The 26,042-nt window shown below is 34.4% G+C and carries 26 protein-coding genes; 14 read left to right on the top strand and 12 right to left on the bottom strand.

The window, feature by feature from the left end; genetic code table 11:
* Positions 1-156: 156 nt before the first annotated feature.
* The 3 genes from IPK35_10690 to IPK35_10680 form a co-directional block, all read right to left on the bottom strand.
* A complete protein-coding gene (locus IPK35_10690) occupies positions 157-1,575 on the bottom strand; it encodes a redoxin domain-containing protein (protein MBK8053712.1) in 1,419 nt (472 codons plus the stop codon).
* A gap of 126 nt (positions 1,576-1,701) precedes the next feature.
* Positions 1,702-3,048 carry a DUF5106 domain-containing protein gene (locus IPK35_10685; protein ID MBK8053711.1) on the bottom strand — a complete coding sequence of 449 codons (1,347 nt, stop codon included), beginning with the start codon at positions 3,046-3,048 and terminating at the stop codon, positions 1,702-1,704.
* Positions 3,049-3,489: 441 nt separating this feature from the next.
* Positions 3,490-4,668 (bottom strand): thiolase family protein, encoded by a 1,179-nt coding sequence (locus tag IPK35_10680; protein ID MBK8053710.1) that lies wholly within the window; start codon positions 4,666-4,668, stop codon positions 3,490-3,492.
* 434 nt (positions 4,669-5,102) lie between these two features.
* Between IPK35_10680 and IPK35_10675 the strand changes: the two genes are divergently transcribed.
* The 3 genes from IPK35_10675 (at position 5,103) to IPK35_10665 (ending at position 9,068) form a co-directional block, all read left to right on the top strand.
* Positions 5,103-7,073, top strand: coding sequence for a hypothetical protein (locus IPK35_10675; GenBank protein MBK8053709.1), 1,971 nt, complete (start codon positions 5,103-5,105; stop codon positions 7,071-7,073).
* A 610-nt stretch (positions 7,074-7,683) separates the two neighbouring features.
* The gene (locus tag IPK35_10670) at positions 7,684-8,379 is read left to right on the top strand and encodes a TatD family hydrolase (GenBank protein MBK8053708.1); all 696 of its coding nucleotides are present in this window, start codon (positions 7,684-7,686) and stop codon (positions 8,377-8,379) included.
* Positions 8,340-9,068: a tRNA threonylcarbamoyladenosine dehydratase gene (locus IPK35_10665; protein MBK8053707.1), complete on the top strand. Its 729-nt coding sequence runs from the start codon at positions 8,340-8,342 to the stop codon at positions 9,066-9,068. The genes IPK35_10670 and IPK35_10665 overlap by 40 nt, the downstream gene beginning before the upstream one ends.
* 188 nt (positions 9,069-9,256) lie before the next feature.
* Here the strand turns inward: IPK35_10665 and IPK35_10660 are convergent, their stop codons facing one another.
* Positions 9,257-10,798 carry an acyl-CoA carboxylase subunit beta gene (locus IPK35_10660; GenBank protein ID MBK8053706.1) on the bottom strand — a complete coding sequence of 514 codons (1,542 nt, stop codon included), beginning with the start codon at positions 10,796-10,798 and terminating at the stop codon, positions 9,257-9,259.
* 446 nt (positions 10,799-11,244) lie between these two features.
* Positions 11,245-11,607, bottom strand: coding sequence for a 50S ribosomal protein L19 (rplS, locus tag IPK35_10655; GenBank protein MBK8053705.1), 363 nt, complete (start codon positions 11,605-11,607; stop codon positions 11,245-11,247).
* Positions 11,608-11,862: 255 nt separating this feature from the next.
* Between rplS and IPK35_10650 the strand changes: the two genes are divergently transcribed.
* On the top strand, positions 11,863-13,623 hold the full coding sequence (locus tag IPK35_10650; GenBank protein ID MBK8053704.1) for a S8 family serine peptidase: 1,761 nt from the start codon (positions 11,863-11,865) through the stop codon (positions 13,621-13,623).
* Between the two features lie 652 nt (positions 13,624-14,275).
* Here the strand turns inward: IPK35_10650 and IPK35_10645 are convergent.
* The 4 genes from IPK35_10645 to IPK35_10630 form a co-directional block, all read right to left on the bottom strand.
* Positions 14,276-14,779, bottom strand: a complete 504-nt coding sequence (locus IPK35_10645; GenBank protein ID MBK8053703.1) for a hypothetical protein — start codon at positions 14,777-14,779, stop codon at positions 14,276-14,278.
* Positions 14,776-15,054, bottom strand: coding sequence for a hypothetical protein (locus IPK35_10640; protein MBK8053702.1), 279 nt, complete (start codon positions 15,052-15,054; stop codon positions 14,776-14,778). The genes IPK35_10645 and IPK35_10640 overlap by 4 nt, the downstream gene beginning before the upstream one ends.
* An 18-nt stretch (positions 15,055-15,072) precedes the next feature.
* Positions 15,073-15,879 carry a hypothetical protein gene (locus IPK35_10635; protein MBK8053701.1) on the bottom strand — a complete coding sequence of 269 codons (807 nt, stop codon included), beginning with the start codon at positions 15,877-15,879 and terminating at the stop codon, positions 15,073-15,075.
* Positions 15,880-16,059: 180 nt separating this feature from the next.
* A complete protein-coding gene (locus IPK35_10630; GenBank protein MBK8053700.1) occupies positions 16,060-16,620 on the bottom strand; it encodes a 1-acyl-sn-glycerol-3-phosphate acyltransferase in 561 nt (186 codons plus the stop codon).
* Positions 16,621-16,841: 221 nt separating this feature from the next.
* On the opposite strand from IPK35_10630, the gene IPK35_10625 reads away from it, so the two are divergent.
* From IPK35_10625 to IPK35_10615, 3 genes are all read left to right on the top strand, one after another.
* Positions 16,842-18,299 carry a HAMP domain-containing histidine kinase gene (locus IPK35_10625; protein ID MBK8053699.1) on the top strand — a complete coding sequence of 486 codons (1,458 nt, stop codon included), beginning with the start codon at positions 16,842-16,844 and terminating at the stop codon, positions 18,297-18,299.
* 51 nt (positions 18,300-18,350) lie between these two features.
* Entirely contained in the window at positions 18,351-19,049 is a 699-nt protein-coding gene (locus IPK35_10620; GenBank protein ID MBK8053698.1) for a response regulator transcription factor, read from the top strand.
* Between the two features lie 369 nt (positions 19,050-19,418).
* Positions 19,419-20,639, top strand: a complete 1,221-nt coding sequence (locus tag IPK35_10615; protein MBK8053697.1) for a TlpA family protein disulfide reductase — start codon at positions 19,419-19,421, stop codon at positions 20,637-20,639.
* Positions 20,640-20,910: 271 nt separating this feature from the next.
* Here IPK35_10615 and IPK35_10610 read toward each other — a convergent pair whose 3' ends face one another.
* The 3 genes from IPK35_10610 to IPK35_10600 form a co-directional block, all read right to left on the bottom strand.
* Positions 20,911-21,171: a transposase family protein gene (locus IPK35_10610; protein MBK8053696.1), complete on the bottom strand. Its 261-nt coding sequence runs from the start codon at positions 21,169-21,171 to the stop codon at positions 20,911-20,913.
* A gap of 97 nt (positions 21,172-21,268) precedes the next feature.
* A complete protein-coding gene (locus IPK35_10605; protein MBK8053695.1) occupies positions 21,269-21,394 on the bottom strand; it encodes a transposase in 126 nt (41 codons plus the stop codon).
* A 201-nt stretch (positions 21,395-21,595) separates the two neighbouring features.
* The gene (locus tag IPK35_10600; GenBank protein MBK8053694.1) at positions 21,596-21,850 is read right to left on the bottom strand and encodes a transposase; all 255 of its coding nucleotides are present in this window, start codon (positions 21,848-21,850) and stop codon (positions 21,596-21,598) included.
* Positions 21,851-22,227: 377 nt separating this feature from the next.
* On the opposite strand from IPK35_10600, the gene IPK35_10595 reads away from it, so the two are divergent.
* The 7 genes from IPK35_10595 to IPK35_10565 all read left to right on the top strand — a co-directional run bounded on the left by IPK35_10595 (position 22,228) and on the right by IPK35_10565 (position 26,034).
* A complete protein-coding gene (locus IPK35_10595) occupies positions 22,228-22,428 on the top strand; it encodes a hypothetical protein (protein MBK8053693.1) in 201 nt (66 codons plus the stop codon).
* A gap of 237 nt (positions 22,429-22,665) precedes the next feature.
* The gene (locus tag IPK35_10590; GenBank protein ID MBK8053692.1) at positions 22,666-23,580 is read left to right on the top strand and encodes a hypothetical protein; all 915 of its coding nucleotides are present in this window, start codon (positions 22,666-22,668) and stop codon (positions 23,578-23,580) included.
* 246 nt (positions 23,581-23,826) lie between these two features.
* The gene (locus IPK35_10585; GenBank protein ID MBK8053691.1) at positions 23,827-24,147 is read left to right on the top strand and encodes a hypothetical protein; all 321 of its coding nucleotides are present in this window, start codon (positions 23,827-23,829) and stop codon (positions 24,145-24,147) included.
* A 210-nt stretch (positions 24,148-24,357) separates the two neighbouring features.
* Complete coding sequence (locus IPK35_10580) at positions 24,358-24,579, top strand: hypothetical protein (protein MBK8053690.1); 222 nt, start codon at positions 24,358-24,360, stop codon at positions 24,577-24,579.
* An 85-nt stretch (positions 24,580-24,664) separates the two neighbouring features.
* Complete coding sequence (locus IPK35_10575; protein MBK8053689.1) at positions 24,665-25,495, top strand: hypothetical protein; 831 nt, start codon at positions 24,665-24,667, stop codon at positions 25,493-25,495.
* 20 nt (positions 25,496-25,515) lie between these two features.
* The gene (locus IPK35_10570; protein MBK8053688.1) at positions 25,516-25,713 is read left to right on the top strand and encodes a hypothetical protein; all 198 of its coding nucleotides are present in this window, start codon (positions 25,516-25,518) and stop codon (positions 25,711-25,713) included.
* A 48-nt stretch (positions 25,714-25,761) separates the two neighbouring features.
* Positions 25,762-26,034 (top strand): hypothetical protein, encoded by a 273-nt coding sequence (locus IPK35_10565; GenBank protein ID MBK8053687.1) that lies wholly within the window; start codon positions 25,762-25,764, stop codon positions 26,032-26,034.
* Positions 26,035-26,042 lie beyond the last annotated feature (8 nt).

The raw sequence follows: 26,042 nt of genomic DNA, 5'->3' as shown, positions 1-26,042 counted from the left end.
AACAACGTTGATATTAATTTTATCCAACATGCTGGTCCTTATATTTAGATCATGAAATACATTTCTATTGTTCAAGAAGTTAGATTAATTTTTAATATTTGGCAATAATCTTATGAAAGAGTTCAAAGGAAGTTTACTTTTCAAAAGTCTAACGATTTACATTTTATTTGTTCTTTTCATATCGTCAAAACTGACTATTTCATTAAAAATTTTATCGAGTTCTTCCGCAGGGATGTCTTTGATGATGATTTCTTTCTTTTCATCCAATACAAAAACTTTTGGAGTTGTCTTGATTCGAACTTTCATATTGTAGCGACTGTACTCATCAGCTGTGTTGATAAAGTCTTCCATTCCCTTTTCTTTTACAGCAGGCCAGCAACTCTTTGTATTTTCGCCACCTTTGGTGCAGATAGCCAAAAGCTTGACTTTGTCCTTATTTTTTTTATAGAAGCTGACTACGTCAGGCATAATCTTTTTACAATGACCACAATCTGGTGCCCAAAAGATTACTATAGTATAAGGAGATTTAATATCATACAATCTGACCGGAGTATTATCTTCTTTGTAAGTAGTAATATCCGGCATTTTTTTACCTATAAGAATGGGTCTCAGATCATTTGCATTTTCTTTCATCTTGTCTATGTTTTCCTGGGTCACCCAAATAGCTTTACCATTTGAATAATAATTATCCACAAGATGTACATAGAGGGCATCATGCCCGACAAGTTTCATTTGGGCATACCTGTTTAAGAAATCCGCAAGGTAAAATCGGTACGCTTCGGCATTGGGTTCAAGCCACCGCAAAACAAGATCCAGGGATTTAACTAGCGAATCAGGCTGTTGATGCACAAGTTTAGAAATATAGTAATCAATTTTCTGATGCAAATATGGGGTACGAATCAATGAAGGGTGTGCAGGATTTATATTATCAAAATAATGATCCTTGTAGTAATAATACCTTTTGTATCTCACAGTATCCTCATGACCGTAAAAGTCAGGAAGTTCGATGTCCGTATTGGCCTTCATGAGGGTACCAACTACTGTACCAGGGTACGTATTTACGATGGTCGCCTGATACTTTTTCACATCATTATCAAGCTGGCCAAGTACTTTTTGAGCTTCATCATCTGTCTTGTTGGCAATTTTTGCTCTTTCACTACGCGAACGCATAGTATCTGCAATTACCCTTTTTTCTTTGATGAAGTCAAGATACTTGTAGAACACTTCGTTTTCAGTGCTGCCAGCAATTGAAATTGACAGTAAATCTTTGGCGTCAAATTTCATTTTGAAATGTTCTCCTTTGGCATTGACTAAAAACTGAACGTAAGAATTGTCTGGCTTCAACAACGCCAAGTAAACTCCCTGAGCAGGTATTGTGTCTTGATTCCAAGAAAATTTACCATTTCCCCTAGCAAATAAGGTATCTTTTACCAAAGTTTTATCTCCATAATAATTCCCAATGATGATAGTATCATTGTTGTAATTTTTTATCTCGAAGTCCACAGAAAACTTCTGTCCAAAACCTATACAGAATGAGAAAAATATTCCAAATAAAATCAAGTGAAAATCCTTCATAAAAATCAATGTAATTAAAATAATTATCAAATACTATTATAGACAGTTATCATACTGCAATCATACAACATATATAGCACCACATCTTTATATATATCATAAATTAATAATTTTTTAACAAAAATATCATTTTATTCTATTGTCAGTTTCTTTCACAAGGTTTTCAAAAATTTCATCCAGTTTGTCAGCGGCAAAATCCTTGAGAATAATTTTTTTGTCTTTATCCAGAATCAATATTTTAGGTACTTTGGTATTCCGTATCTTTGATTGATATCTTTGGTATTCATCACCCGTATTGATCAGTGCATCCATTCCTTTTTCTTTTACAACTGTCCAGCAATTTTTAAATTTTTCTCCCGGCTGGTTACAGATAGTAAGAATTTTTACACGTTCATCTGAGTGTTTCTTCTGAAAATTCACTATTTCAGGTGCAAATTTTTTGCATGTAGCACAATCTGGATCCCAAAGAAATACAATGACATAATCTGATGTTATATCATAAAGTCTGACAGGAGTATTATCTTCCAGATAGGTAGTGATATCAGGCATTTTTTTTTCCAACATGGTAGGTCTGATGTTATCAGCATCACTTTTCAATTTTTCTATATTTTCTTCAGCAACCCAATGGGCTAAGCCTTTTGCGTAATAATTATCTATGATGTGCACAGCAATATCTATATGACCTACATAATTTGATTGTGCAAATTTATTGAGCGATTCTGACAAAAAGTATTGAAAAGCGTCTTTGTTGGGCTGAGTTAGTTTTAAAATATAATCCACCGTAATGATCAGAGAATCAGGTATTTGCACCGTAAATCTATTCAAATAGTCATCCACTTTATGTTGGATAGTTGGTGTACGAATCAGTGCCGGATGTAGAAAATTGATTTGATCAAAATAATGATTTTTATAATAAAGGTACTTTTGAGTCTGTACGGATTTTTCATCTCCCGCATACTCGGGTACCTCTACCTCCATATTGGAAGAAATCAACAAATCAAGTACTGTTCCGGGAAACTGCCTCAATATATTTTGTTGATATAATTTGACTTCCTGATCAAGTCTGCTCAAATCGTCTTTAAGATGTTCTTGGGGTAAATTGTTATTTATTGCCCTTTCCAACCTTGCATTAAGTGTGTCTCTTGCTACCCTCTTTTCACCAAGATATGTGAGAAATTCAAAAAATGCTTTATTTTCTTTACATCCGGCAACATCAACATTCGATAGATCGTCAGCATGAAACTTTAATTTAAGACTGTTTTGGCGATCGTTTACCAAAAATTGTACATAATTGTTATTGGGCTTCATCAAGGCAAGATATACACCCTGTGGCACCAGAGTGTCTTGTGCCCATCTAAACAACCCTTTTTTGTCACTTCTTCTTAAAATAGTGTCTTTGACAAGTGTTCTATTTCCGTAATAATATGCTATTAACAATGTATCATTATTGTATCCATCGATCTGAAATGTCATGTTGACTTTTTGCGCCTTTACACAAATTGTATAAAAAATTATAATTAGGAAAGTTATTATGATTTGCCTAAAAAAATTGTCCATAAAAGAACCGATATAATTATGAACATTAATAATACGTAAAATTTTCATATCTTACTTTTGAACATCATTATATATAGCGTATTTACAAATATTTCAAAAACAATTTAAAGTATGTTAAAATTTTTCTTAGTTGTAAATCAAGACATTATGGTTCTGCCATTAAAATAAACAACGCATTTAGACTATCTGCCAAATATATTAATATCGGGCAGGTGAACTAAATAAGGCAATTTTTTTGCAGTCAGGTTTATAATATATTGAGTTTAAGACAACAAAAATCTAAACATACTCTTTGACTCTCATTAACTTGAAAATATTGTTAATAACTTGCTAATTTTTTATTAACAATCTCATATTTTAATATCTTTCTATGATGATGGCACTGGCCCCACCTCCTCCGTTGCAGATAGCTGCCATACCATATTTGCCATTATTTTGATGTAGGACATGACACAATGTGGTCAAAATTCTGGCTCCTGAGCAGCCCAAAGGATGCCCCATTGATACTGCACCGCCATTTATGTTAACTTTGGTTTGATCCAGATGGAAGTGCTTGATAAATGCCAATGCGACCACTGAAAATGCTTCATTAACTTCAAAATAATCTATTTGGTCGATGGATAAGCCGGCTCTTTTCAGAGCATTTTCTGCAGCTATAGCAGGAGCTGTAGTAAACCATTCAGGTTCATGAGCACCATCAGCATACGCAACTATACGTGCCAGAGGTTTGATTCCATTTTTTTGGACAGTTGCTTCATCCGCAAGTACCAAAGCTGCTGCACCATCGTTGATAGTAGATGCATTGGCGGCAGTCACCGTACCTTCCTTTGTAAAAACTGGTCGCAATCCCGGTATTTTTTCAAAATTTACATTTTTGTACTCTTCATCCTGTGCGATTAGTGTTACATTACCTTTTCTGTCTTTCACTTCCACCCCTACTACTTCATCACTGAAAAGTCCATTTTCCCACGCTTGGGCAGTTCTCTTATATGACTGAATAGCGAAACTATCCTGATCTTCTCTGGAAATTTCAAATTTTGTCGCAGTAGCATCAGCAAAACATCCCATAGCCTGGTTGTCGTACACATTGGCAAGTCCATCTCTCACCAGTCCATCCAAGAGCTCGCCATGTCCATAACCATAACCATATCTTGCTTTTGGCAGATAAAATGGTATAGATGACATGTTTTCCATACCACCGGCAATTACTATATGATTTTGATCCAACTGAATGGATTGTGCCCCAAACATAACAGCCTTCAACCCTGATGCACACACTTTGTTGACAGTAGTACACGGTGTTTTATTGCACAATCCTCCATACACAGCAACCTGACGGGCTGGTGCTTGACCTGCATTTGCCTGAACAACTTGACCCATGAATAATTCCTGAATTTTTTCAGGAGGCAGGCCTGATTTAGAAACTGCTCCTCTGACTGCTTCAGCACCTAATCTTGTGGCTGGAATACTGCTTAAACTGCCTCCAAAACTACCAATAGGTGTCCTTACGGCTGATAAAATATACACTTCCTTCATGATAAAATCTTATTTGCCCTTCATTTTTTTTGACAAAGTAAATGGATACAAAGATATGTTTATATTTAAATATTTCTCAACATTACTACAGTTGAATTCGAAATTTTGATTTCTTTGACAAAAAGAAAGTTGATATAAGGTATGTTCAGCGCTTCGGCTACTCTCAGTGCAACGCTTTATTGAGTAAAATATTTTACACAATTCTCGTCAAAGAAGAAACCATTCAGTTATTTTATCCTTAATTAAATTTTCTCACTTTAGCTCAAACATAAAATTTAAACCCTTAGAGCATGTTTAAAATTTATCCTTTAGCAATAAAATTTTAAGGTTCACTTTTCTGATTAGTTTTTGGTGGGTATTTAAAAAAATTGCTAACTTGTATCCAAATTTAAAAACTAATGAATATCAGGAGTTTTATAAAAATATGTTTATTTTTGATATTGGTAAATAAAGGATTTTCTGAAAAAATTCTTTTTAGTGGACAAGGGCAATCCCAACAACATAAGCTTATAGCTATGACTATCGCCGGAATAGTCAATAGGACAGAGCCTAGACTTTATCTTCTGAATGTTTATGAAACCTGGAGTTACAACCAAACCGATGAAGTGTGGAAAGAAATTTATCAAAACGCCGGAAATTTTCAATTTAGAACCATAATCAATATCAATGATCTTATTGATTATTTTAAATCAGACATAAAAGGCACTATCACTTATGATCCTGCACTACTTTATTCAAATTTTTCCGGACAATCTTTTATGTGGCAGGGTGAATTTGCCGCTATGTTGGGAGGTTTTACAGATTGTATTCCTGTGGCTTATGACAATACTTTTATTCAGATACAAAGGTCAGAAAAAACAATCATCAGAGATTATTTCGGTCAGCTCTCTGATATTGAAGTGTCAGCTCGATTAGAGTCACCTGCTCATACATGGAGTAATACTGGATTAAGTCAGGAAAAAAGGTATTTCATGCTGTTGCAATGGGGTTTAGAAAATATTTTGCCACGTTCAAATCCGACATCGTTTTATCTCAGAGAGGTCACAGATTGGGCTATTAGTAAAAGAATGTTTCAATTAAATCTAGGAGGAACTGAATCTCTGAAATTTACATCCCTGAGCGACGAAAAAGCAGAAATATTAGAAAAAGTGATGACATATCTCAAACTAAAAAATCCTGGTAAACTATTCAACGTATATGGATGGATGAGACCTGAACCATTAATACAGTGGATATCAGCATGGGGAGGGAGTTTTCATGAAACTTTACTTTCAAATCTCTCCTGGCACCATGTATTTCCATCCGTTCCAGGTTTTGAATACAATCGAAAGTCAAATATGAAGGAAACTGAAATAAAATTGGAGAATAAATATTATGTGCTTTTTATCGGTTCAGAAGGTGATGCAGGTAATTGGAATTTTGGATTTCAATCAGGGGGATGGCTTTCATCGGACCGAGGTAAGGTTCCGATCGGATGGGGTATAAATTTACACTTTTTTGAAGAGTTTCCGTTCATAGCCCAATATTACTACAAGAATGCAACAGCTCAAGATGGGTTTATTTCAGTCACTTCGCCTTTGGGATATGCTTATCATGACCTTTTTCCTCCTGAAGTCTCAGCATATGCAAAATCAAAGGCTGCAGCATTATTAAACAAATACAAAATCCCTGCTATTTATGCATATAAGCACTATAATGGAGCTGGCATTTCTTCATATCGTGGAATTTCCATTTCCAACAGCTATGATTTTGGCAAGCTTGGTAAGTTTTCGAAAGAGATCAATGCTGAGCTAACATTTCTCTTTGACCCAAAACTGCAGACACAAAAACTTTATACTGAATACGGAGGCTTGCTTTTCAATCACGTGGATGATAACACATTTTATCAAAACATGACCAATCTTACAAATGTGGCATCATCCATAGTACAAAAATTGAAAAACAAGCAATATCCGGTCTTTCTCCTGGCAGGATATCAACGATTGCGAAGCGATGAAACAATCATAAACAACAATAATCCATCTGATGTCACTTTGCCGAGGCTTAAATCTTTAATGGAAATCATCCAATCTGATCCGGAAATAGGTGATAAGGTCGAGTTTGTAACTCCTGAGCAATTTACAGCTCTTATAAAGCAAACATTACCAATATCGTCCATCGAGACTCAAAAATATCAAAAGAAAAAACCAATCATTGTGAGCAATCCTGATTTTTTAAGCATCTACTTCGATGAGCCAGAAACGCATGTAAAAAATATTTTATTGTATGACATACAAGGCAGACTTGTTGCAAGCCAATCAATAAACAGCCCTGAAGCTGAAATCAAATTGGAATCTAAAAAAGAAAAATATATCTTAGTAATTAAAGGTCATGGATATGATTGGAAATATATGGTGATACATTAAACTCTATAGTCAAAGTGCTACAATGAAAGGTCAGATACTGTAAATGAATGTTATACATTGATATTTCTAAAAGACTTCCTCTGCGGAAGACCAGTCAGATATATATGAAAGTCAAAGGATTACTCAATGGATACAAAATCAAGTCTAATAATCATCAAACTTTGAGGAAGTAAGAGTTTGTTTAAATTTTTATGTTTGAGCGAAAGTGAGAAGATTTAATTTTGGACAAGATGACTGAATGGTCTCGTCTGTGCCGAGAATTGAGTAAAATACTTTACTCAATAAAGAAGGAACTGCGAGCAACTGCTCGCAGCGAATACTGAATATAGCCGGTCAAGACGATTTTTAAAAAAATGTCTTGATCGGGACAGAACGGTCCGAAAGCTCAAGCGTAGCTTGACACGGTACGGCGAAAAATATAACGCTGGCTAAAATAAAATTTGCCACTTGGAGCCAAATGATAAAGGTTTAAACATACTCTAAGTTCATTTTTTACAAAACTTTTGTTTTACAAACTAAAATTTCTTAGGTAATTTCCTATTTACAATTAAACAACGTCTGTAATACTTATTTTTGCATAATATGATAGTTTTCCAGTCAGAATAGTGCTATGAGCAGGTATCCATTTATTGATTTTCATACCCACAGTGAGTGGAATGGCCCTGAAATACTGGAAGTGGTATCTCTGGATGGCTCAAAATTGAAAGCAGCCAAATTTTATACTATAGGGTATCATCCATGGTGGCTGACTGATATCCTGTCTGATGATCAACTTTTACTACTCAAAGAGAGCTATCATAAGGATAATTTTTGTCTTGGTATCGGAGAGTGCGGCCTTGACGGACTTAAAGGGGCTTCAGAAAAAATTCAGGAAACAGCCTTTCTTCAGCAAATAGAGCTGGCTAATCGACTAAATTCTCCCGTGATCATACATTGTGTAAGGGCCTTTGATCGCATATTGCAAATGAAAAAAAACTATGGCCGTACTACATGGGTCATCCATGGTTTTGTGAGAAATAAGATTTTGGCAAAACAAGTGCTTGATTCAGGTTGCTATCTTTCTGTAGCTCCATGTCATCAGATGACCACTACATTTTCGGACACTCTGGTGTATATCCCGTTGGACAGGATGTTTATCGAAACCGACAGTGACTTCAGGGCAGATATCAAAAAAAGATATGAATTATTCAGCCATCTAAGAAAATGCAGCGCTTATGAGCTGAAGAAAGTGATATTTTCTAATTTTGTAAAATTTTATTCAGAAAAATGGAAATACCAGCCTGGTTGGAACGAACAGAACTCCTGACAGGAGATGAAAGCATAACAAGGCTCATGGAGTCCAATGTTTTATTGGTAGGCCTGGGTGGTGTCGGGAGCTACGCCGGTGAATTTTTAATAAGGGCCGGAGTAGGCAATATCACTATCATAGATGGGGATGTAGTGGATCCAACCAATATCAACAGGCAGCTTCAGGCAGTACATTCGACGATTGGTATGTCCAAAGCCCAATTGCTGTACAACCGATTTAAAGACATCAATCCTGACCTCAATATCAAGATGTATGAAAAATTTATGGAACCCGATGATATGCTCCGGTTGATGGAAGATGGAAAATACGACTTCATACTCGATTGTATAGATAGTATCACCCCAAAACTTACACTCCTGAAATCAGCAAAACATATACAGACTCCAGTGATCGCTGCGATGGGCGCAGGCGGCAAGTTGGACCCTTCCAAAATTAAAATCTCTGACATCTCCCGCACAAAAGAATGTAAGTTTGCTCATACTGTGAGAAAGAGATTAAAAAAGGAAGGCATAAAGCGAGGTATCCTTGCAGTTTTTTCAGAAGAAATACAACCAAAAACTGCACTTAAACTAACTGATGGCAAAAACTACAAACGCTCGTACTATGGAACAATATCTTATATGCCGGCGCTGTTTGGACTAACAATGGCCTCTGAAGTGATAAGGAGATTGGGAGGTTTGAAATAATTTGTGGAAGTTTGAAACACCCATTCCATACAGGAAGTTGTTTTTTGAGTATTTCCGGATAACGCGAAAATAAAGGGCCGTGACAAAAAAAATGATTCACTTCATTGTCCATCTGACTATTTGATGTGAATCATTTTTAAAAATCGGTTAGTATAGATAGATACCTTCAGGCAACTTATCCTTTAACCTTACATAGGAATATTTCCATGTTTTCTATTAGGCATGAGCACTTTTTTCTTTTCAAGACTTGAAAATGCCCTTATTAGCTTACGTCTTGTTTCTCTTGGCTCGATCACTTCATCTATAAAACCTCTTGCTGCTGCTCGGTATGGGTTTGCAAATTTTTCCTGGTATTCTTTCTCCTTTTCCAAAAGTTTTGCCTTAGGGTCATCAGAACTGGAGATTTCTCCTTTAAAAATGATTTCACTGGCTCCTTTAGCTCCCATCACGGCAATCTCCGCTGTTGGCCATGCATAGTTCATATCTGCACCGATATGTTTTGAATTCATGACATCATAGGCACCACCATAAGCCTTCCTTGTGATGACTGTAACTCTTGGTACCGTTGCATCAGAAAATGCGTAAAGCAGTTTTGCCCCGTTAGTGATAATCGCATTCCATTCCTGATCAGTGCCCGGAAGAAATCCTGGTACATCCACCAAAACTAAAAGCGGAATATTAAAACAATCACAAAAACGAACAAATCTTGCACCTTTTTTGGAACTATCTACATCCAGAACACCTGCTAATGCATATGGCTGATTGGCAACAATGCCCACACTCTTACCCGCTAACCTTGCAAAACCTACAATAATATTCTCTGCATAATTCTCATGTATCTCCAGAAAACTTTCTTCATCTACTATACCATTTATGACATCTTTCATATCATAAGGATGCATAGAATTGGATGGTATGATATCTTTTAATTGGTCTCTATACTCATTTCCTGTTTCGTAAGGTATGGAAGGTGGCTTTTCATTGCAGTTTTGTGGAATATAGGAAAAAAGCTTCTTTAATTTATTGATACAATCTAGGTCATTGGCTGCAGTGAGATGAGTCACACCACTTTTTGTAGAGTGAGTAGAAGCCCCGCCCAAATCTTCAAAACTGACTTCTTCATTGGTCACAGTCTTGACGACATTTGGACCTGTCACAAACATATATGATGTATTTTCTACCATCAGTATAAAATCTGTAATAGCCGGCGAATATACTGCCCCTCCAGCGCATGGCCCCATTATAGCTGACAATTGCGGAATTACACCTGAAGCTTTGGTATTTCTGTAAAAAATGTCGGCATAGCCACCGAGACTATCAACACCCTCCTGAATTCTTGCACCACCCGAGTCATTCAATCCTATGACCGGAGCACCATTTTCTATGGCCAGATCCATCACCCTGCATATCTTTTGTGCATGAGTTTCTGACAATGCTCCACCAAAAACAGTAAAATCCTGTGAAAAAACATAAACTAATCTACCCCCTATCGTTCCAAATCCAGTGATCACACCATCACCTGGAAACTGTTGTGTTTCCATTCCGAAGTCAAATGATCTGTGTTCTTTGAGCATCCCGATTTCTTCAAATGAACCTCGATCCATTAAAAGTTCAACGCGTTCTCTGGCACTTAGTTTGCCTTTCCCATGCTGCTTTTTGATACGATCTTTGCCACCACCCTGGAGTGCCACGCTACGTTGTTCTTTCAGAAATTTAATTTTATCTTCCATGACAGTATTTTAAAATTGTTATTATGATTGTTTCAAGGTCAAAAGTAAGAAAATATCTGAAATCTGAAATATGGAATTAGTCATATCAAAGAATGATAAAAATCATAATAAAGCAAATTTTATTCTAAAAACAACAATTTCATAGCTGCAATTAAACATTAATTTGGAAAAGAAAGCACAATTCAAATGTTAATTATTAAAAAGGTATTTATTCAGGTAATTCACTAAAAGAAAACAGATCAACCCTAAGTGGCTTAAACCCCTTAAAAAAAACCAATTTGAAAATTAATGCTGATATTTTTGCAATAAATAGACTACCTAAACAATTATTAAAAAAGTTGGATTCCACATGTAGTCGTTTTTTTTCGTATTTAAACTCAAAACAGCAAAGGGGATCCAAAATTAATCTGAATCCCCTTTGATTGTATGATATCTGAGAATAAAAACTACGCTTTTGCGACGTATCTTCTTTCTTTGATTTTTGCTTTTTTACCGGTAAGTGCTCTGAGATAGTAAAGTTTAGCTCTTCTCACTTTTCCTCTTTTCAGTACTTCAATTTCGGCAATCGCAGGTGAAGAAAAAGGAATAATCCTCTCTACTCCTACCCCATTGGAAATTTTCCTGACTGTAAAGGTTTTTGTAGGACCTTCGCCATTGATTTGTATCACATCACCACGGAAAACCTGAATTCTTTCTTTGGCTCCTTCTATGATTTTATAACTCACTGATATATTATCTCCAGGTCTGAAAGAAGGATATTCTTTCTTCGGAGTCAATTGTTCGTGAACGTAACTTATTAAATTCATGATCTTTAATTTTATAACATTTCTGAAATGGAGCGCAAAGATAAGTTTTCTTTTTTAAATTTAGATTAAAATTTAAGAAAAAAATACATATATGCATTTTTTTTTAAATATCAATCTTTATAAATAACTATGAACAATCATAAAGATGAAAAATCTGAATGAAAGAATGATTAAAAATCCTGAAAATCACTTTATTCCCCTTTGTCGCTCAACTATATCCTGCTGTAATTGTTCATTCTTAAAATCCGGAATAAACTCATGACATTACGAATATTAGTATTCTCTGCAATTTTTTTGGCTTTACAAACCACTATTATTGCAAGCGATCCTTCGGCCAAAGTAGATAAATCCCTTCTTGAAAAGTATCGATCTACTCCATCCAATGAATATTTAGTATTGATGAAAGATAGGGTCGTATTTTCTACAACTCCCGATTTCTTATCAAAAAATGAAAAAGGCAAATTTGTGTACGACGCACTTCTAAGTAATGCTAATAAAACCCAAAGACCTGTAATTGAATTCCTTATAATAAATAAAATCCCCTTCCAATCGTTCATAATCACAAATGCGATCAAAGTAAAATCAGATTACAGCACTATGATGACACTGGCAGCCAGAGCAGACGTGGAACAGATCATAGATAATAGTCCCATCAAAATGCTGGATTACAGTATTACTAAAAACGCTGAATCTGTGCGTATGCCTGAACCGGAATGGGGTATAAAAACTATAAAGGCAGATAGTGTTTGGCTGCTGGGCTACAGAGGCAAAGGTGTGGTTGTAGGTGGTCAGGATACAGGTTATGACTGGGATGTCAGCCCGCTAAAAAAACAATACAGAGGGTATACAGACTCGCTTAATGTCAGCCACTCTTATCATTGGCATGATGCTATTAAAAAAAATAATCCAAAATTTCCGGATTCTCTATTGAATCCATGTGGATACAGTACAAAAGAACCTTGCGATGACAATAATCATGGAACGCATACTATGGGTACTATGGTGGGAGAAGATGACAATAATAAAATAGGCGTTTCGCCGGAATCCAAGTGGATAGCATGTCGCAATATGGACAGAGGATGGGGACAACCTTCTACTTATATTGAGTGCTTTGAATGGTTATTAGCCCCATACGACCAAAATGGCAAAAATGCAGACCCTGCCAGATCTCCGCACGTCATCAATAATTCGTGGTATTGTTCTACAGAAGAAGGATGCAACCCATCCAATTTCAAAATGATGGAAGAAGTAGTAAAAAATTTAAAAGCTTCCGGCATTGTTGTGGTGGTTTCTGCTGGAAATAGTGGATCTGCATGCGGAACTGTCACGGGTCCGCCGGGTTTTTTTGAGCCATCATTTTCTGTAGGCGCTACTGACAGAAACGACTTAATTGCAGGTTTTAGCAGTCGTGGTCCTGTGGTCATAGATAGTAGTTTTCGCATCAAGCCCAATGTCTCCGCTCCTGGTGTAGGTGTCAGATCAGTCATCAGAAATGGCGGATTTGCTTCATTCAACGGTACCAGCATGGCCGGACCTCATGTAGCCGGTGTTGTGGCGTTGATGATTTCTGCAAACCCATCATTGGCAGGAAAAGTAAACATCATAGAAGATATCATCGAATCAACGGCAGTCCGCAGAACTTCTGATCAGATATGCAACCAGATTCCGGGAAGCCAGATTCCAAACCCCGTCTATGGTTATGGACGTATAGATGCACTGGCAGCAGTTAAAAAGTCTTTATCATTAATATCTTCAGTTATTCATACTGATGACAACAATCCTTTGAAAATACTTCCAAACCCGGCTCATCAGGAAATTTTTATATCATCAGAAAATCAGATTTTCCTTGATGAAATACATATCTTTGATATCCAGGGGAGACTTATAGAAAGAAAAATATTTAGCCATCCTGAGACGCTTATAAAACACAACATAGAAGACTACCAAAGTGGTTTTTATGTAGTCAGGGTATTGTCAGCAGGAAAGAGTTATACGGCTAAGTTTATAAAGAACCCTTAAGTGCATCATTGAGATAATTCTAATTGGTCACCTTCAAAAATCTAAGTCAAGTACATTTTCATCAAAAAGTAATCTACAGGAAACATGATATTGTGTGTATAACATATTGCACTTCTTTTAGGGTAAGAATGAAAACGAGCAAACGGCACTTTTGAGAATGTGTCTATAAGGAATATTTCATCAATTTACCCCCGACCCCTGAAGGCCCCTGAAGGGGAGATCAGATGTCTGAAGAATGATAAAGGGTGGGGCGTCTCAAGCGTAGCTTGACAGGCTCTTTAGGGAATGAGGGTAGCGGGGAGGAAAATATGAATTTGTGCAATTTGTTATACACACCATGATATTTTTTCATTGTTAAAGTTAATTGGTTGGGCAAATTAGGATCACAACTGTCGGGTTAACCCAACAGTTTCCATTCAATCGGAAAATCCGTATAATTTGACAAAGCAGAGATAATCAATTAGGTAAAATTGAATTTTTTTGGGTGTATTTCATTTTTTCGCTTCAAATTAAAAATCACCATTTTATTATTTCGCGATTCAGGCAAGATGCCTGTCTATATTGCATCGTAGCTGGAAGCTACGACGAACAAACGTAATTTGAGAAAGTAGAGCTAACCAATTAGGTAAAATTGAAATTTTTTCGATATCATTCACTCCCGTCGCTCCGCCACTAACAGTGATTGATGATAAGGTGCCGACTTATGTAAAAATAGTTTGAGTGCTGATTTTTTATCACTATCCATTATGTAACTTATATTTTTTTTATAATAATAGTACAAATCCAGATTTTCATAGCTTTGAGCTTCGATTATTTTGTCAATGTGGTTTATCCCATGTAAAAGTGAATCATTGAGCATTTCTATAGCTTCCATAGGCAAATTCTTATCAGCGGCCCAGACAGCAAATACAAATGGCAAATGAGTATATTGTTTCCATATCCCACCTAAGTCAGCTTTATATTGGTATTCATATTCTTTTTCAAAAACTTTATCTCCGATCATGAGTACGATGTCATCTTCTTTTATGTCAACTTGATTGATGTCAGCGACCAGTACAGGTATCTCCATATTGAAAACTTCCTTTAGCAAGACCAGCGATAACAAAACAGATGTCCTTGAATGATGATCAGCCACTAATCTTCTCCCTTGATTCAAAGGGACATTTGAAAAAGTCCGACAGTACGTACTTCACCGTCACATCCTATACAAAAATCGCTAATCAGCATATGTTCATCCTTCAGATCATGCAGCGCCCCCGCAGGAATGAGTGAAATATCCACTTTTTTTTCTTCAAATAATCTGGCACATGTGGCAGGGTCAGCAGTTATAATATCAAAATAAGAAGCATAATCATGATTTAAAAGCCCGTATTCAAATGGTTTTGAATTAAGATAGGATACCATTGCGATCTTGTACTTCTCAGTTTTCATTTTTTTAAAACTTTGCTTTTATAGTTTTATCAATTGTTGAGTAGAAATAACCTGAGCCTGTTGGTCTTTCATCTGACAAATATAAAGTCCGGAAGGTAAACTTGAGATATTCACGATACCGTTTTCCACAGAAAGATGGACTTTCAGAAGGCATGATGGATCAATAAAGTCAATTTGTGTGATCAGATCAGATGGTACTTGCAGTTGATTTCCGGCAGGATTTGGGTATAATAACATCTTCGTATCGATAGGTTTATCTTCGATTGATGTTGTTTTACCATTTAATATGAATTGGCCTTTGGTATGTTTGTCTCCTGAAGTATTTCCATTGAGATTGACAGCAAGTCCGGCATAGTAAAAAACAATATTGCCTTTATCAGTGCCGGGAGCTTTCCACTCTGCAGTAAAGAATCCATCAGTTTTATGATCTGATTGATTGAGGTATCTCCTTTGTTTTTGCAAAATGGTCAAATTGACCGGTTTCACCTTTTCACCATATCGATCCCAGACTCCTGCATCTTCTTTGGTATTTTCTTCAATTGCAGTAAGCTGAAAGCCATATGATTTAGGATTATTATTGGCGTTGACCTTAAGGTTAATGGTATATGTTTCGCCAGGAGTATATGTTGTAACCTGCTGTTTGTCTTTATCTAATACTTTAAAATCTATAGTCACATCAAAATTACCTTGAGAGTGACAAGTGCCGCATGAGTTGTGAGAAGCCTCCGTGATCGAGCCTGTCACGCCTTGAGGTACACCACCTGCATTGGAGAGAAATAAAACCGATACTGAAATCAGTCCAAAATATATAAATAAACGTTGCATGAAAATAATTAAAAGTTGATAGTGATTAAGTTTGTATGTAAATGCACATAAAAAGATAGGTCACTATTTTAATCAATAAAAATCGGCTCTACTTAGATGTGAATATAAAATCTTTGTTCATGAATTGGTCATTTCCAAATTTTACATTCCATTTAAACGGTGGCATTTGGTGTTCTAAAATTATAAATCTTCGTCTTCCCATTGACAAGCCAATTCAGGGTTGTACCCTTTGACTCCTTTGAAGTGATTAATGATCAACTTCAGATCATCAGAATAAACCCCTGTGGTATAAAATGGTTCGCTAAATTCGACAAGTTTATGTCCAAAATCAAATTTTACCAAAATCAAAGGTACTTTTGCCTTGTTCGCTATATAATAAAAGCCAGTTCTGAACTTTTGTACTCGTTTTCTGGTACCTTCAGGAGCAACGGTGATAGCAAGTCTATCATATTTTTGAAACAAATCTGCCATCATATCCACAAAATTGGTACTTTTTTTCCGGTCTACCGGAATGCCGCCAAGCCACCGGAACAACCAACCCCAGGGCCATTTGAAAAGTGATTCTTTACCTACATAATTAACATTGATAGGCATACCGAATTTCAGCAAGATGCCAAGTGGAAAATCCCAATTGGACGTGTGAGGATAAACAACATACACCTTTTTAGGTGTTTTTTCAGGGTCTCCTACCACTTTAAAACCCCATAACCATAAAAAAAATCTGGCGATAAGTCTCAGCATGTCCTTTGATTTAAAATGCAAATTTGATGATTTTAATACAAATTTTCTAAAAATATTTAATGAGGTTTGTCATGGCAGCATTCTAATAAATATGATTAGCCAATGATTGTTGTCATATTGAAAAGGGATGTATACATACATCAATACTTATTAGCATATATAAATGCCTAACTGTAAAACAAAACCTGCCGCTTATGAGTTAATTTGTTGTTAAAACAAAAATGTGTTGGAATTCTTCAACTATATTTGTAGCCATGACTAAAAATGCCATCTGGACCATCATCATCATCATGACGCTTTCACTTGTAGGTGTAGGGGTAATACAGTTTTTTTGGATAAAGCGCGCAGTAGATCTGGATGAAAAAAACTTCAATGACAAAGTAACACTCGCTCTCAACAATGTCAAAAAAAGACTGATTTCTGATGCAGAAACTGAAGCAGAAAAGCTATTTTATGAAAAAAAAATACGCGAGCCCAAAAGTGTACTTAACGATCTCATACTCGAAGATATCTCTAAAAACAATGTTGAACTAAGCCAAAGGATAAAGGACATAGAATACAGATCATTTATATATGACCCTTATCAGCTCCTTGAAAATATCAACATAGAGACCTTAGACAAAAATCTACAAATAGAGCTGGAATCAAAAGATATCGATTTGCCCTATGAATATGGGGTGTACTCCAATAGAGACAAAGCCTATTTTATAGAAAATGGCAACTATACTGCGACCATAGGTGATACTACCAAATCAAGCAATGTGGCAGCCATGAACCCACTCTATAAAGCTGAATACAAGATTTCGCTTTTCTCTGATGAAATCAATGATCCCGGCCACCTAAACCTGTATTTTCCAGGCAAAAGCCGATTTTTATGGTCCAATGTGATCGGCATCCTCCTGAGTTCGACAGTTTTTACAGGTCTTATACTTCTTTGCTTTTCCTATACTATTTGGGTCATTTTTCACCAAAAAAAGGTTTCCGAAATGAAAACCGATTTTATCAATAATATGACTCATGAATTTAAAACACCCATAGCTACAATATCACTTGCATCAGACTCCATCCTTAGTCCTACTATACTGGAAAATAAAGACAAAATCATACGATTTATCAACATCATCAAACAAGAGAATAAACGTATGCTCAGCCAGGTAGAAAAAGTACTTCAAATGGCACAAATAGAGAAACAAAATGTAGAACTAAAGTTTCATCCGTTTGATCTACATGATATCATCAGGGACGCTGTAGTCAATGCAGAACTAAAAGTACAGGCTAAAGGGGGCAGTATCAGTACACAATTGGAAGCAACCAATGCTGAGATCACCGGAGACATCACACATATATCCGGCATCATCAACAATCTCTTAGACAATGCTGAAAAATATACCCCTCAAAATCCTGAAATTGTCATCAGCACCAGAAATGTAAAAGGTGGGATAGAATTCACTATTGCAGATAATGGCATAGGAATGTCAAAAGACGCCTTAAAAAATATTTTTGAAAAATTTTATAGAGTCCATACCGGCAATATACATAATGTCAAAGGATTTGGTCTGGGCCTGAGTTATGTAAAAGCGATGGTAGAAGCCCATCATGGCAAAGTGTCAGTAAAAAGTGAAACGGGCAAAGGAAGTGCATTTACCGTAATATTGCCTTCAAAACAAAATTCAAAATAAATTGTAATATACTGTATAAATACTATATTTTAAAATATAAAAATCTGTTTTATGAATAACAAAATTTTATTGGTGGAGGATGATCAGAATTTTGGAGATGTACTCAAATCTTATCTCGAGATGCATGATTATGAAGTAACATTGGCAACTGACGGAGAGGCGGGCATTGAAGCATTCAGAAAAAGCCATTATGATCTGTGTATTTCGGATGTGATGATGCCCAAAAAAGATGGATTCAATATGGCAACAGAAATCAGAACATTCAATAAAGAGACGCCGATAATATTTTTGACAGCAAAGACGCTCAAAGAAGATGTTTTGGAAGGGTTCAAATTGGGTGCCGATGACTACATCACCAAACCATTCAATTCAGAAGAATTATTGTTCAGGGTCAAAGCGGTGATGCGTCGCAATTCAAAACCAGAAGAAAATCCTGAAAACCAAAGAGAATTTTTAATTGGTGACTACCATTTTGACTATGCATTACGAATTCTCACCTATAAGCCTGATGGCACAAACGATAAATTGTCACCTAAAGAAGCACAATTGTTGAGACTGTTCTGTTTCCGCATGAATGATGTGCTCCAGAGATCTGAAGCCCTTACCAAGATTTGGCAGGATGACAATTATTTTACAGCGAGAAGTATGGATGTATTTATCACAAAAATACGCAAATATCTCAGCAAAGATAAAAATATCGAAATAGAGAATATCCACGGCAACGGATTCAGGATGTATATGAAAGGGTAAAATGCGGGCTTTTTTTTTTTCATACTATTAGAAAATTGATTGCGGAAATTTATCATGATAATTATTTAATTTAAAATATATTATGATTTATTTTTTAAGTTTTTCGGAGAATATTTTCTGTCCACTTTAAGAAATAGAACTGACGCAACTATAAAAGGCAGGATGGTCTTAGATAAAATAAGGAATAAGGCTAAATTTATCTTATGAGTACTCAAGTCAAAATATTTTGTTTTTCCCCAAATTATATTTATTGCCTTTTTTTTTGCATTAATTGGTAGTACATGTTCATACAAGGAAAAAGAGAATCTTCCAAATATAAAAAATCAATATAAAATTATATTTGATCATGTGAATTTAAATACCACTTTTGTGAAAAAGTCAGGTATAATAACGACCAATTTTGCTGATTTTTCTGATCCTATTTTTTATATTGACTCTAATCTTATTTTTCAAACGGTAGCAGTTTCTTCTGAAGGTATAGACACCTTGATTATTGAACATCATGATAAAAAACTGCAACTTGGAATCGGTGTTAATGGTGTAGACTTTTTTTATTTCTGGTTGTCTCCCGACAAAACTTACACGATAAAAACAGATAACAATATCCCATATATTTTATCCCAACCAATCTCAGGCATGAAACATCAATATTTTGATTCATTACAAAACATTCAATTTTTATTATACAAGGAGTTTGAATTTGACAGGATTAATCCTTTGTGCATGTTGAGAGATTATAGTTATGTAAAAATATATCATTCTATTAATGAAATTAGGAAAAATAAAGCGCTAAGTCGCCTTGAAAAAGACTATATCGATCTGGATTCTCTCAATTTTGCAATTAGAGATCAAAAAGGATTTATTTCTAAATATATAAATAATGAAAGTTCAGAAGATTCAAGAAGAATTTATACAAGTCAATTCAATAAAATTTATTCACAAAATTTGATTGGAGATACCTTTTTTATTAAAGAACAACAACATATATTATATGATTTTGCATACCAAAACGCTCAAGATTACCTCATACTTCGAAAGCAATTTTTGAAGTCACTTTTGCAAAATTCGAGTTACAACATTGAAAAAGTCTATAAAAAGTTTAGAATCCTTCCAAAATCCCTTGAAAACCAACTAAAACATAGATTCTGTTTGGATGAACTTTGTCAACATACTAGTTACACCCAGAAATTATCATATTTTGATGATTATCTTAAAGTGTATTCGGAGCCCAAAGATACCTTTTATATAGAGTATTTGAAAAATAAGTATAATATTGATGAAAGTTTCTCCACCTCACTGTGGTTAAAAAATTTCAATAACCAAGAAGTTGATTTTGATAAAGTAATAAAATCGGGCAAGGTAAGTTATGTTGATTTTTGGGCTACATGGTGTGGACCGTGTATTGAGTCATTACCGCTTAGCTACAAGCTATCTACTCATTTTGATAAAAATAAATTTCAGGTTATTTGCATTGCAGTAAAAGATTCTGAAGTTAAATGGAGGAGATTCTTAAGAAAAAATAAGTATTTAGAACAATCATATTTTGCTTCCAATTCAGGTATAGCTACCCCCAATGTTCGGACAGTTTAATCTTAATTTATAATAAATATATTATTATTTATTATTATATGTTTCTTTCTTTTTACTTTTTTCTTTCTTTGTTAACAAAACAAAGATATGTGGATAACTCTTAGAATGCCTTATTTTGCTCATTTTATTTTATTTGTTTTTTTGTTGGTATTGTGAATAAGGTGTGCAATAGTTTAATGACTCATGCCTTCTTTCCATATGTAATAATTCATATATGTATCAATTCCTTTATATAATTCCTTCCCATCACTTGTCGATTCAAATACCGTGTTCATACTTTAGTGTCCGCCAGAATCGCTCTATAAAGATGTTGTCTATGGCCCTGCCATCCATACTCAGTTTGATACCATTGTCCAGTACCTGGCAGGAACTCAGCAGCCGTAAACTGTGACCCCTGATCTGTATTAATTATTTGCGGTATTCCCCAACGTGTTATACTATTCTGAACTAGACCAGCACACCAAGTCGCATCCATCGTGTTGGATATATCCCAGCTTAAAATAAAGCGACTGTGCACATCTATAACGGCCATCAGATACAAATAACCACAGCATCATATTGATGTCGGTAGCCCATACTTGATAGGTTGGTAATTTCCACATTCCTAAGCAAATAGGGATACAGCATGTTCAGGATGCCGTTTCGAAGTATGGACCTGGTACTATGGCTCTAAGTCCCATCAGATTATAATACAGACGTTCTATTCGTTTTATATTGATCTGGTAGCCTTTGTCCATCTTCAGCCATATATACATCCGTGGCACGCCTTGTATGGATGCAGCAGATAGTGCTCATCCATGAGCCGCATGAGCTCAGATTCAGTGCAGCTTCCGCTATTGGAGTATAATAGTAAGTACTTCGGTTTATACCAAGCAATTTGCACTGGTGCGAAATACTTTCCCGGGATGATCCTTTGAATTAATGGCGATGTTCAACCCCAGTCTCTTTAAACTTTTTTAAAAAGTCAATTTCAACCTTCTGTTCCCGATTGTCCTTAATAGTTCATCCCGATCCGTTGGCACAGATTCTGTGGTCTTGGAGGTACTTTTTCGAAAACCCGATGCGTTACTCAGAAATTCTTTCTTCCATGTCGAAATTTGAGTAGGTGCAACCTGATGTCTTTGAGCTAACTCAGATAAGCTGTATCGCTCACTAAGAGCCTCTAAAACCACCTTGCTCTTAAATACTGATGTTAATTTTCTCTTTGTCATAAACAGCAAATTTAGTGTAAAAAAATTTATTTAACTTGCTGTCCGATTTTTGGGGGTAACTATACAGGTTCATCTGCGTTTATGGAGTCTATGAAGATAAATGAAATCCCAAGATATATGATTTTTGATAAAAACGGTAAACTACAATTTGCGAATGCCCCCAAACCAAACGATCCAACTTTGAAAAAATTAATAAAAGATATGATAAAATAGTAATTTTATACTGCCATGGATTTACATTTAGGCAGCTTCGGACAAGTGAAAAAAAACCATGGAAAAAGCAAGTCCGGGGATAGCTGCCTCAAACCCTGCTGTGAGGAAAATTTATTTTCATAGCGTCAAAAGAGCGAGGTGTATTATTCAATTTTTAATTAAATTTGTATTATTATGTTAAGTTTAAAAGATTTTATGAAGTTAAGTTGAGCGAAAGAAATACTAAATTAATCAATGGAGGCGGCAACTATACTTCTTCACATACACGAAATGGAGTTCATTATCAAATGGATTATGAAAATGATGATTGTACAATGGATCTGTGGGATGATAATGGTACCAAGTCGACTATTAATTGTGCTTAAAGCGTTAAATTGACATGTTTTAATATGTTTGAATGTACATATTAGAATATGTCAATTTTAAAGTTTTGTTAAAAAATATAATCGGTAAGTAAAATGACAGTAATTGAAGGATTTAAATGAATTGATTATAAAATCTAATCCCAAATCCCTTTGATTTTATCTAAACATTTCTTAACATTATAATTTTAACATATTTTTACATTTTATCAATAATAAGGCACTGTTAAATATTAAACTATGAAGCATGGTTTAGGATTAATGTTTATGTTGTTATGTTTTTCACTTTTTGCTCAAGAGCGTAAAGTGAAAAAGTATTATTGCTTAGTTAATAAGGCGGAACTTGCAATAGTTGAAGGCAAGATCAAAAATGCTTCTCAATACTTTTTAAAGTCGTTTAAATTAATGAACCCAAATTCATATGACTTGCAAAATGCATTTGTTTGTGCTATTTATTTAAAAGATAGTCTTTTATATCAGTACTATGGAGAACTTTTGATCAAAAGAGGGGCTAACTCAAATTTTTTTAAACAAAATAAATTTGGAAACATTGTTGAAAATCCTATTTGGAAAAGATTTATCGAAAAAAATTATTTAAAATTCAATACATATTATCAGGCTAATTATGATTCAGTTTATAGGAAGACAATCGATTCACTATTTGAGTTAGATCAAAATAGCAGATTCATCTACGATACGATTACTATGAAAAAAATAGATGACCAAATTCAACCTATGTTAGTTAATTTATTAGAAAGCAAAGGTTATCCACACGATGCTCAAATAGGAATATGGGTTAGAAATGATACTTTTTTTAGGCACAATAATCCTCTTGATTTAATGCTCCTTCACCAATTTAAAGCAGGAAATGGTGATCAATTTTTACCAAATTTAAAAAAGGCCGTTTTTGAAGGGAAAATGCATCCTATGAAACTCAGTTTTTTTTCAGGACTTGTATCTGATTCTACTTTAAATTTTGGATGTCATTATTGGAATCAAATTATTTATGCCCAAATCAATAATGTGCTTTTACGTTGTGATGAAAAAAAAATAAACCAAGTCAATAAAAATAGAAAAAAATATTTTTTAGAACCAATTAGTGATCTTGAAAAAAAATTATTTTTTATTATTTTAAGAATAAAGATTTTAGATTAAATACAGTCTACAGTTTCATATCTATGGAGGACAAATCAAATAACAGTTTATTGGAATATACTAAATATGGATTTAAAACATTTAAAATTTTGGATAGTAATAAATTATATTTTAAATAAAAAAGTTGAGTTCGATTATGGTTATTACTGTATCCAATGAAGAAGACAGAACAACAAATATAGTAGCTGCTTTCTTAAAATATTTTGCAAAAAAATTCATGCATTTAGACTGTCGGCTTACTTAGTGATGATGAATGAAGAAGCAGGTTTGCAAATATTCATCAAATATGACGATACACCATACCACCAGCATATGATGTATAAATTTTCTGCTGCATGTCATTCAATTCAGATACTTTCCGCTTTAGATATATTTTCTGGCTGGAAGATCGGAAAAAATACAGATAATATCTCTGAAAACAACAAAATATATGGTAAACATGCCATAGAAGAGAATGATAAGTTCTTTCAAGAAAATAAGATAACAACTTATCCGACGATCATGATAAATGGTAAAATAGTGCCTTCATTTATCGACTTTGCACATATAAAAGTGGCATATGCCTGAAAAAGTAACATTATATTATTTTTTGAAAATATTTTTTTTATAGAAAATTTTCTCACTGCACGTTTTTTTTTTGCAGTGAGAGCCTTTATTATTGCATCAGATTTGCAAGTCCGGGGATAGCTGCCTCAAACCCCGCTGTGGGGATTTTTTTTTCATGGCGACAAAAGAGCGATGTGTATTATTCAAAATTTTATTTAAATTTGTATTATTATGTTAAGTTTAAAAGATTTTAAGGGGTATGAAGTGAAGAAAGAAGGTGGACTGAATAAAATTAATGGAGGAATTATGTGCGATGATGTTCCTGCTGTTTTGTCTCATTTACAACAGAATAATCCCGCTCAATATTTAGCTGTTTTAAACGTACCTCCTATTTCATGTCAAGGGTATGATTATCAAGGGAATTTAGGTTGGTATTGCTATCATCACCAATAAGATTATTATAAATTATAGAGTTATTTCTTTGTGGTAACTATTTTTTAAATTTCCGAAGAAATAACTCTTCTTTTAAATAATAATTATGAAGTGTTTTACATTTGTGATTCTATTTTGCTGGACAGTATTGTTATCCGGACAAGTGTATAATGGCATTATATATGTTGAAGAAAACGAAATATACAATGAAAAGTCAAAAGAATTATATAACAAGCAGTTAAGCACTTACGGGTCGGTTTATGGTGATATTCCTTACGAAGAATCATTAATTACTTTAAAGAAATATAAAATTTGTGCAGATACTCTAATTTTGACATACATTAAAGGTGAAAAAAGCTGGACTAACTACCAACTTAAAAATAATATGTATATTCCGTCAAAAGGTGAGCGAATGCTAAAAATGAAAATTAAGACAGCAATCAATGAAGTTAAAAAATTTGACTATGTCCGCAAAGAAGAAATGATAACTGGTATTACAACCGATGTGTATTCTGGAACTACACCTACAAAGGAGACGATTTTTACTTTATATATTGATAAAAAGAGACAATTTAGCCAAAATAAATATGGATACTTATTCTCAGATGTATTTAATGAAAATGGTTTGATTTTCAAAAAAAAAAAAAAAAAAAAAAAAAAAAAAAAAAAAAAAAAAAAAAAAAAAAAAAAAAAAAAAAAAAAAAAAAAAAAAAAAAAAAAAAAAAAAAAAAAAAAAAAAAAAAAAAAAAAAAAAAAAAAAAAAAAAAAAAACAAAAAAAAAAAAAAAAAAAAAAAAAAAAAAAAAAAAAAAAAAAAAAAAAAAAAAAAAAAAAAAAAAAAAAAAAAAAAAAAAAAAAAAAAAAAAAAAAAAAAAAAAAAAAAAAAAAAAAAAAAAAAAAAAAAAATCCCTGTTCAAAGGATTTTGACTTCTCATTAATTTCAAAAACTCCCAATAATTTGGATATAAAAAAATCAAATGAAAATAATTTAAATTTAAAAAATTCCAGTATTGAAGAAATCACCTTGGATGATCTTCTATTGAAAAACGGAAAAGATACAACACTTATTGAAGAAAAACATCGGCAATTCTTATCTATAATTTGCCAAAATGCACTAGTGGAAAATTTAAATCTGGATAGCATAAAAGGTGCTTAGACCTACATCGACCTCTGGGCCACCTGGTGTCAACCATGTCTATATGCCATGCCAGCACTCGCTGATATCCAAGATAAATACCGCTACCATGGTCTCAAAGTAGTATCCATATCGCTCGATGGATCAGCCGCTACCGACAAGTGGAAAAAATCATCGAAAAAGAAAATATGTACTGGGACAATTACATCATGCATGAAGGTTTTGATTCGGATCTATGCCGCCAGCTCAATATCAAGTCCATACCACATTATATCCTCCTTGATCCTGAAGGCCGCATCATGCTCGAAAATGCCCCAGGACCTCAGACCCGATGCTCCATGATGTGCTTG

Source organism: Saprospiraceae bacterium (assembly GCA_016713025.1).
Lineage (GTDB): Bacteria > Bacteroidota > Bacteroidia > Chitinophagales > Saprospiraceae > OLB9.
Note: the sequence above shows the minus strand (reverse complement) of the source record. Positions and strands in the feature narration are given on the sequence as shown.

What these genes read in the sequence shown, in the direction of transcription:
- IPK35_10690 (MBK8053712.1), bottom strand. Translation starts at nt 1,575, where the DNA reads ATGAAGGATTTTCACTTGATTTTATTTGGAATATTTTTCTCATTCTGT.
- IPK35_10685 (MBK8053711.1), bottom strand. Translation starts at nt 3,048, where the DNA reads ATGACATTTCAGATCGATGGATACAATAATGATACATTGTTAATAGCA.
- IPK35_10680 (MBK8053710.1), bottom strand. Translation starts at nt 4,668, where the DNA reads ATGAAGGAAGTGTATATTTTATCAGCCGTAAGGACACCTATTGGTAGT.
- IPK35_10670 (MBK8053708.1), top strand. Translation starts at nt 7,684, where the DNA reads ATGAGCAGGTATCCATTTATTGATTTTCATACCCACAGTGAGTGGAAT.
- IPK35_10665 (MBK8053707.1), top strand. Translation starts at nt 8,340, where the DNA reads ATGGAAATACCAGCCTGGTTGGAACGAACAGAACTCCTGACAGGAGAT.
- IPK35_10660 (MBK8053706.1), bottom strand. Translation starts at nt 10,798, where the DNA reads ATGGAAGATAAAATTAAATTTCTGAAAGAACAACGTAGCGTGGCACTC.
- IPK35_10650 (MBK8053704.1), top strand. Translation starts at nt 11,863, where the DNA reads ATGACATTACGAATATTAGTATTCTCTGCAATTTTTTTGGCTTTACAA.
- IPK35_10640 (MBK8053702.1), bottom strand. Translation starts at nt 15,054, where the DNA reads ATGAAAACTGAGAAGTACAAGATCGCAATGGTATCCTATCTTAATTCA.
- IPK35_10635 (MBK8053701.1), bottom strand. Translation starts at nt 15,879, where the DNA reads ATGCAACGTTTATTTATATATTTTGGACTGATTTCAGTATCGGTTTTA.
- IPK35_10630 (MBK8053700.1), bottom strand. Translation starts at nt 16,620, where the DNA reads ATGCTGAGACTTATCGCCAGATTTTTTTTATGGTTATGGGGTTTTAAA.
- IPK35_10625 (MBK8053699.1), top strand. Translation starts at nt 16,842, where the DNA reads ATGTGTTGGAATTCTTCAACTATATTTGTAGCCATGACTAAAAATGCC.
- IPK35_10620 (MBK8053698.1), top strand. Translation starts at nt 18,351, where the DNA reads ATGAATAACAAAATTTTATTGGTGGAGGATGATCAGAATTTTGGAGAT.
- IPK35_10610 (MBK8053696.1), bottom strand. Translation starts at nt 21,171, where the DNA reads ATGGCCGTTATAGATGTGCACAGTCGCTTTATTTTAAGCTGGGATATA.
- IPK35_10605 (MBK8053695.1), bottom strand. Translation starts at nt 21,394, where the DNA reads ATGTATATATGGCTGAAGATGGACAAAGGCTACCAGATCAATATAAAA.
- IPK35_10600 (MBK8053694.1), bottom strand. Translation starts at nt 21,850, where the DNA reads ATGACAAAGAGAAAATTAACATCAGTATTTAAGAGCAAGGTGGTTTTA.
- IPK35_10590 (MBK8053692.1), top strand. Translation starts at nt 22,666, where the DNA reads ATGAAGCATGGTTTAGGATTAATGTTTATGTTGTTATGTTTTTCACTT.
- IPK35_10585 (MBK8053691.1), top strand. Translation starts at nt 23,827, where the DNA reads ATGATGAATGAAGAAGCAGGTTTGCAAATATTCATCAAATATGACGAT.
- IPK35_10580 (MBK8053690.1), top strand. Translation starts at nt 24,358, where the DNA reads ATGTTAAGTTTAAAAGATTTTAAGGGGTATGAAGTGAAGAAAGAAGGT.
- IPK35_10575 (MBK8053689.1), top strand. Translation starts at nt 24,665, where the DNA reads ATGAAGTGTTTTACATTTGTGATTCTATTTTGCTGGACAGTATTGTTA.
- IPK35_10565 (MBK8053687.1), top strand. Translation starts at nt 25,762, where the DNA reads ATGCCAGCACTCGCTGATATCCAAGATAAATACCGCTACCATGGTCTC.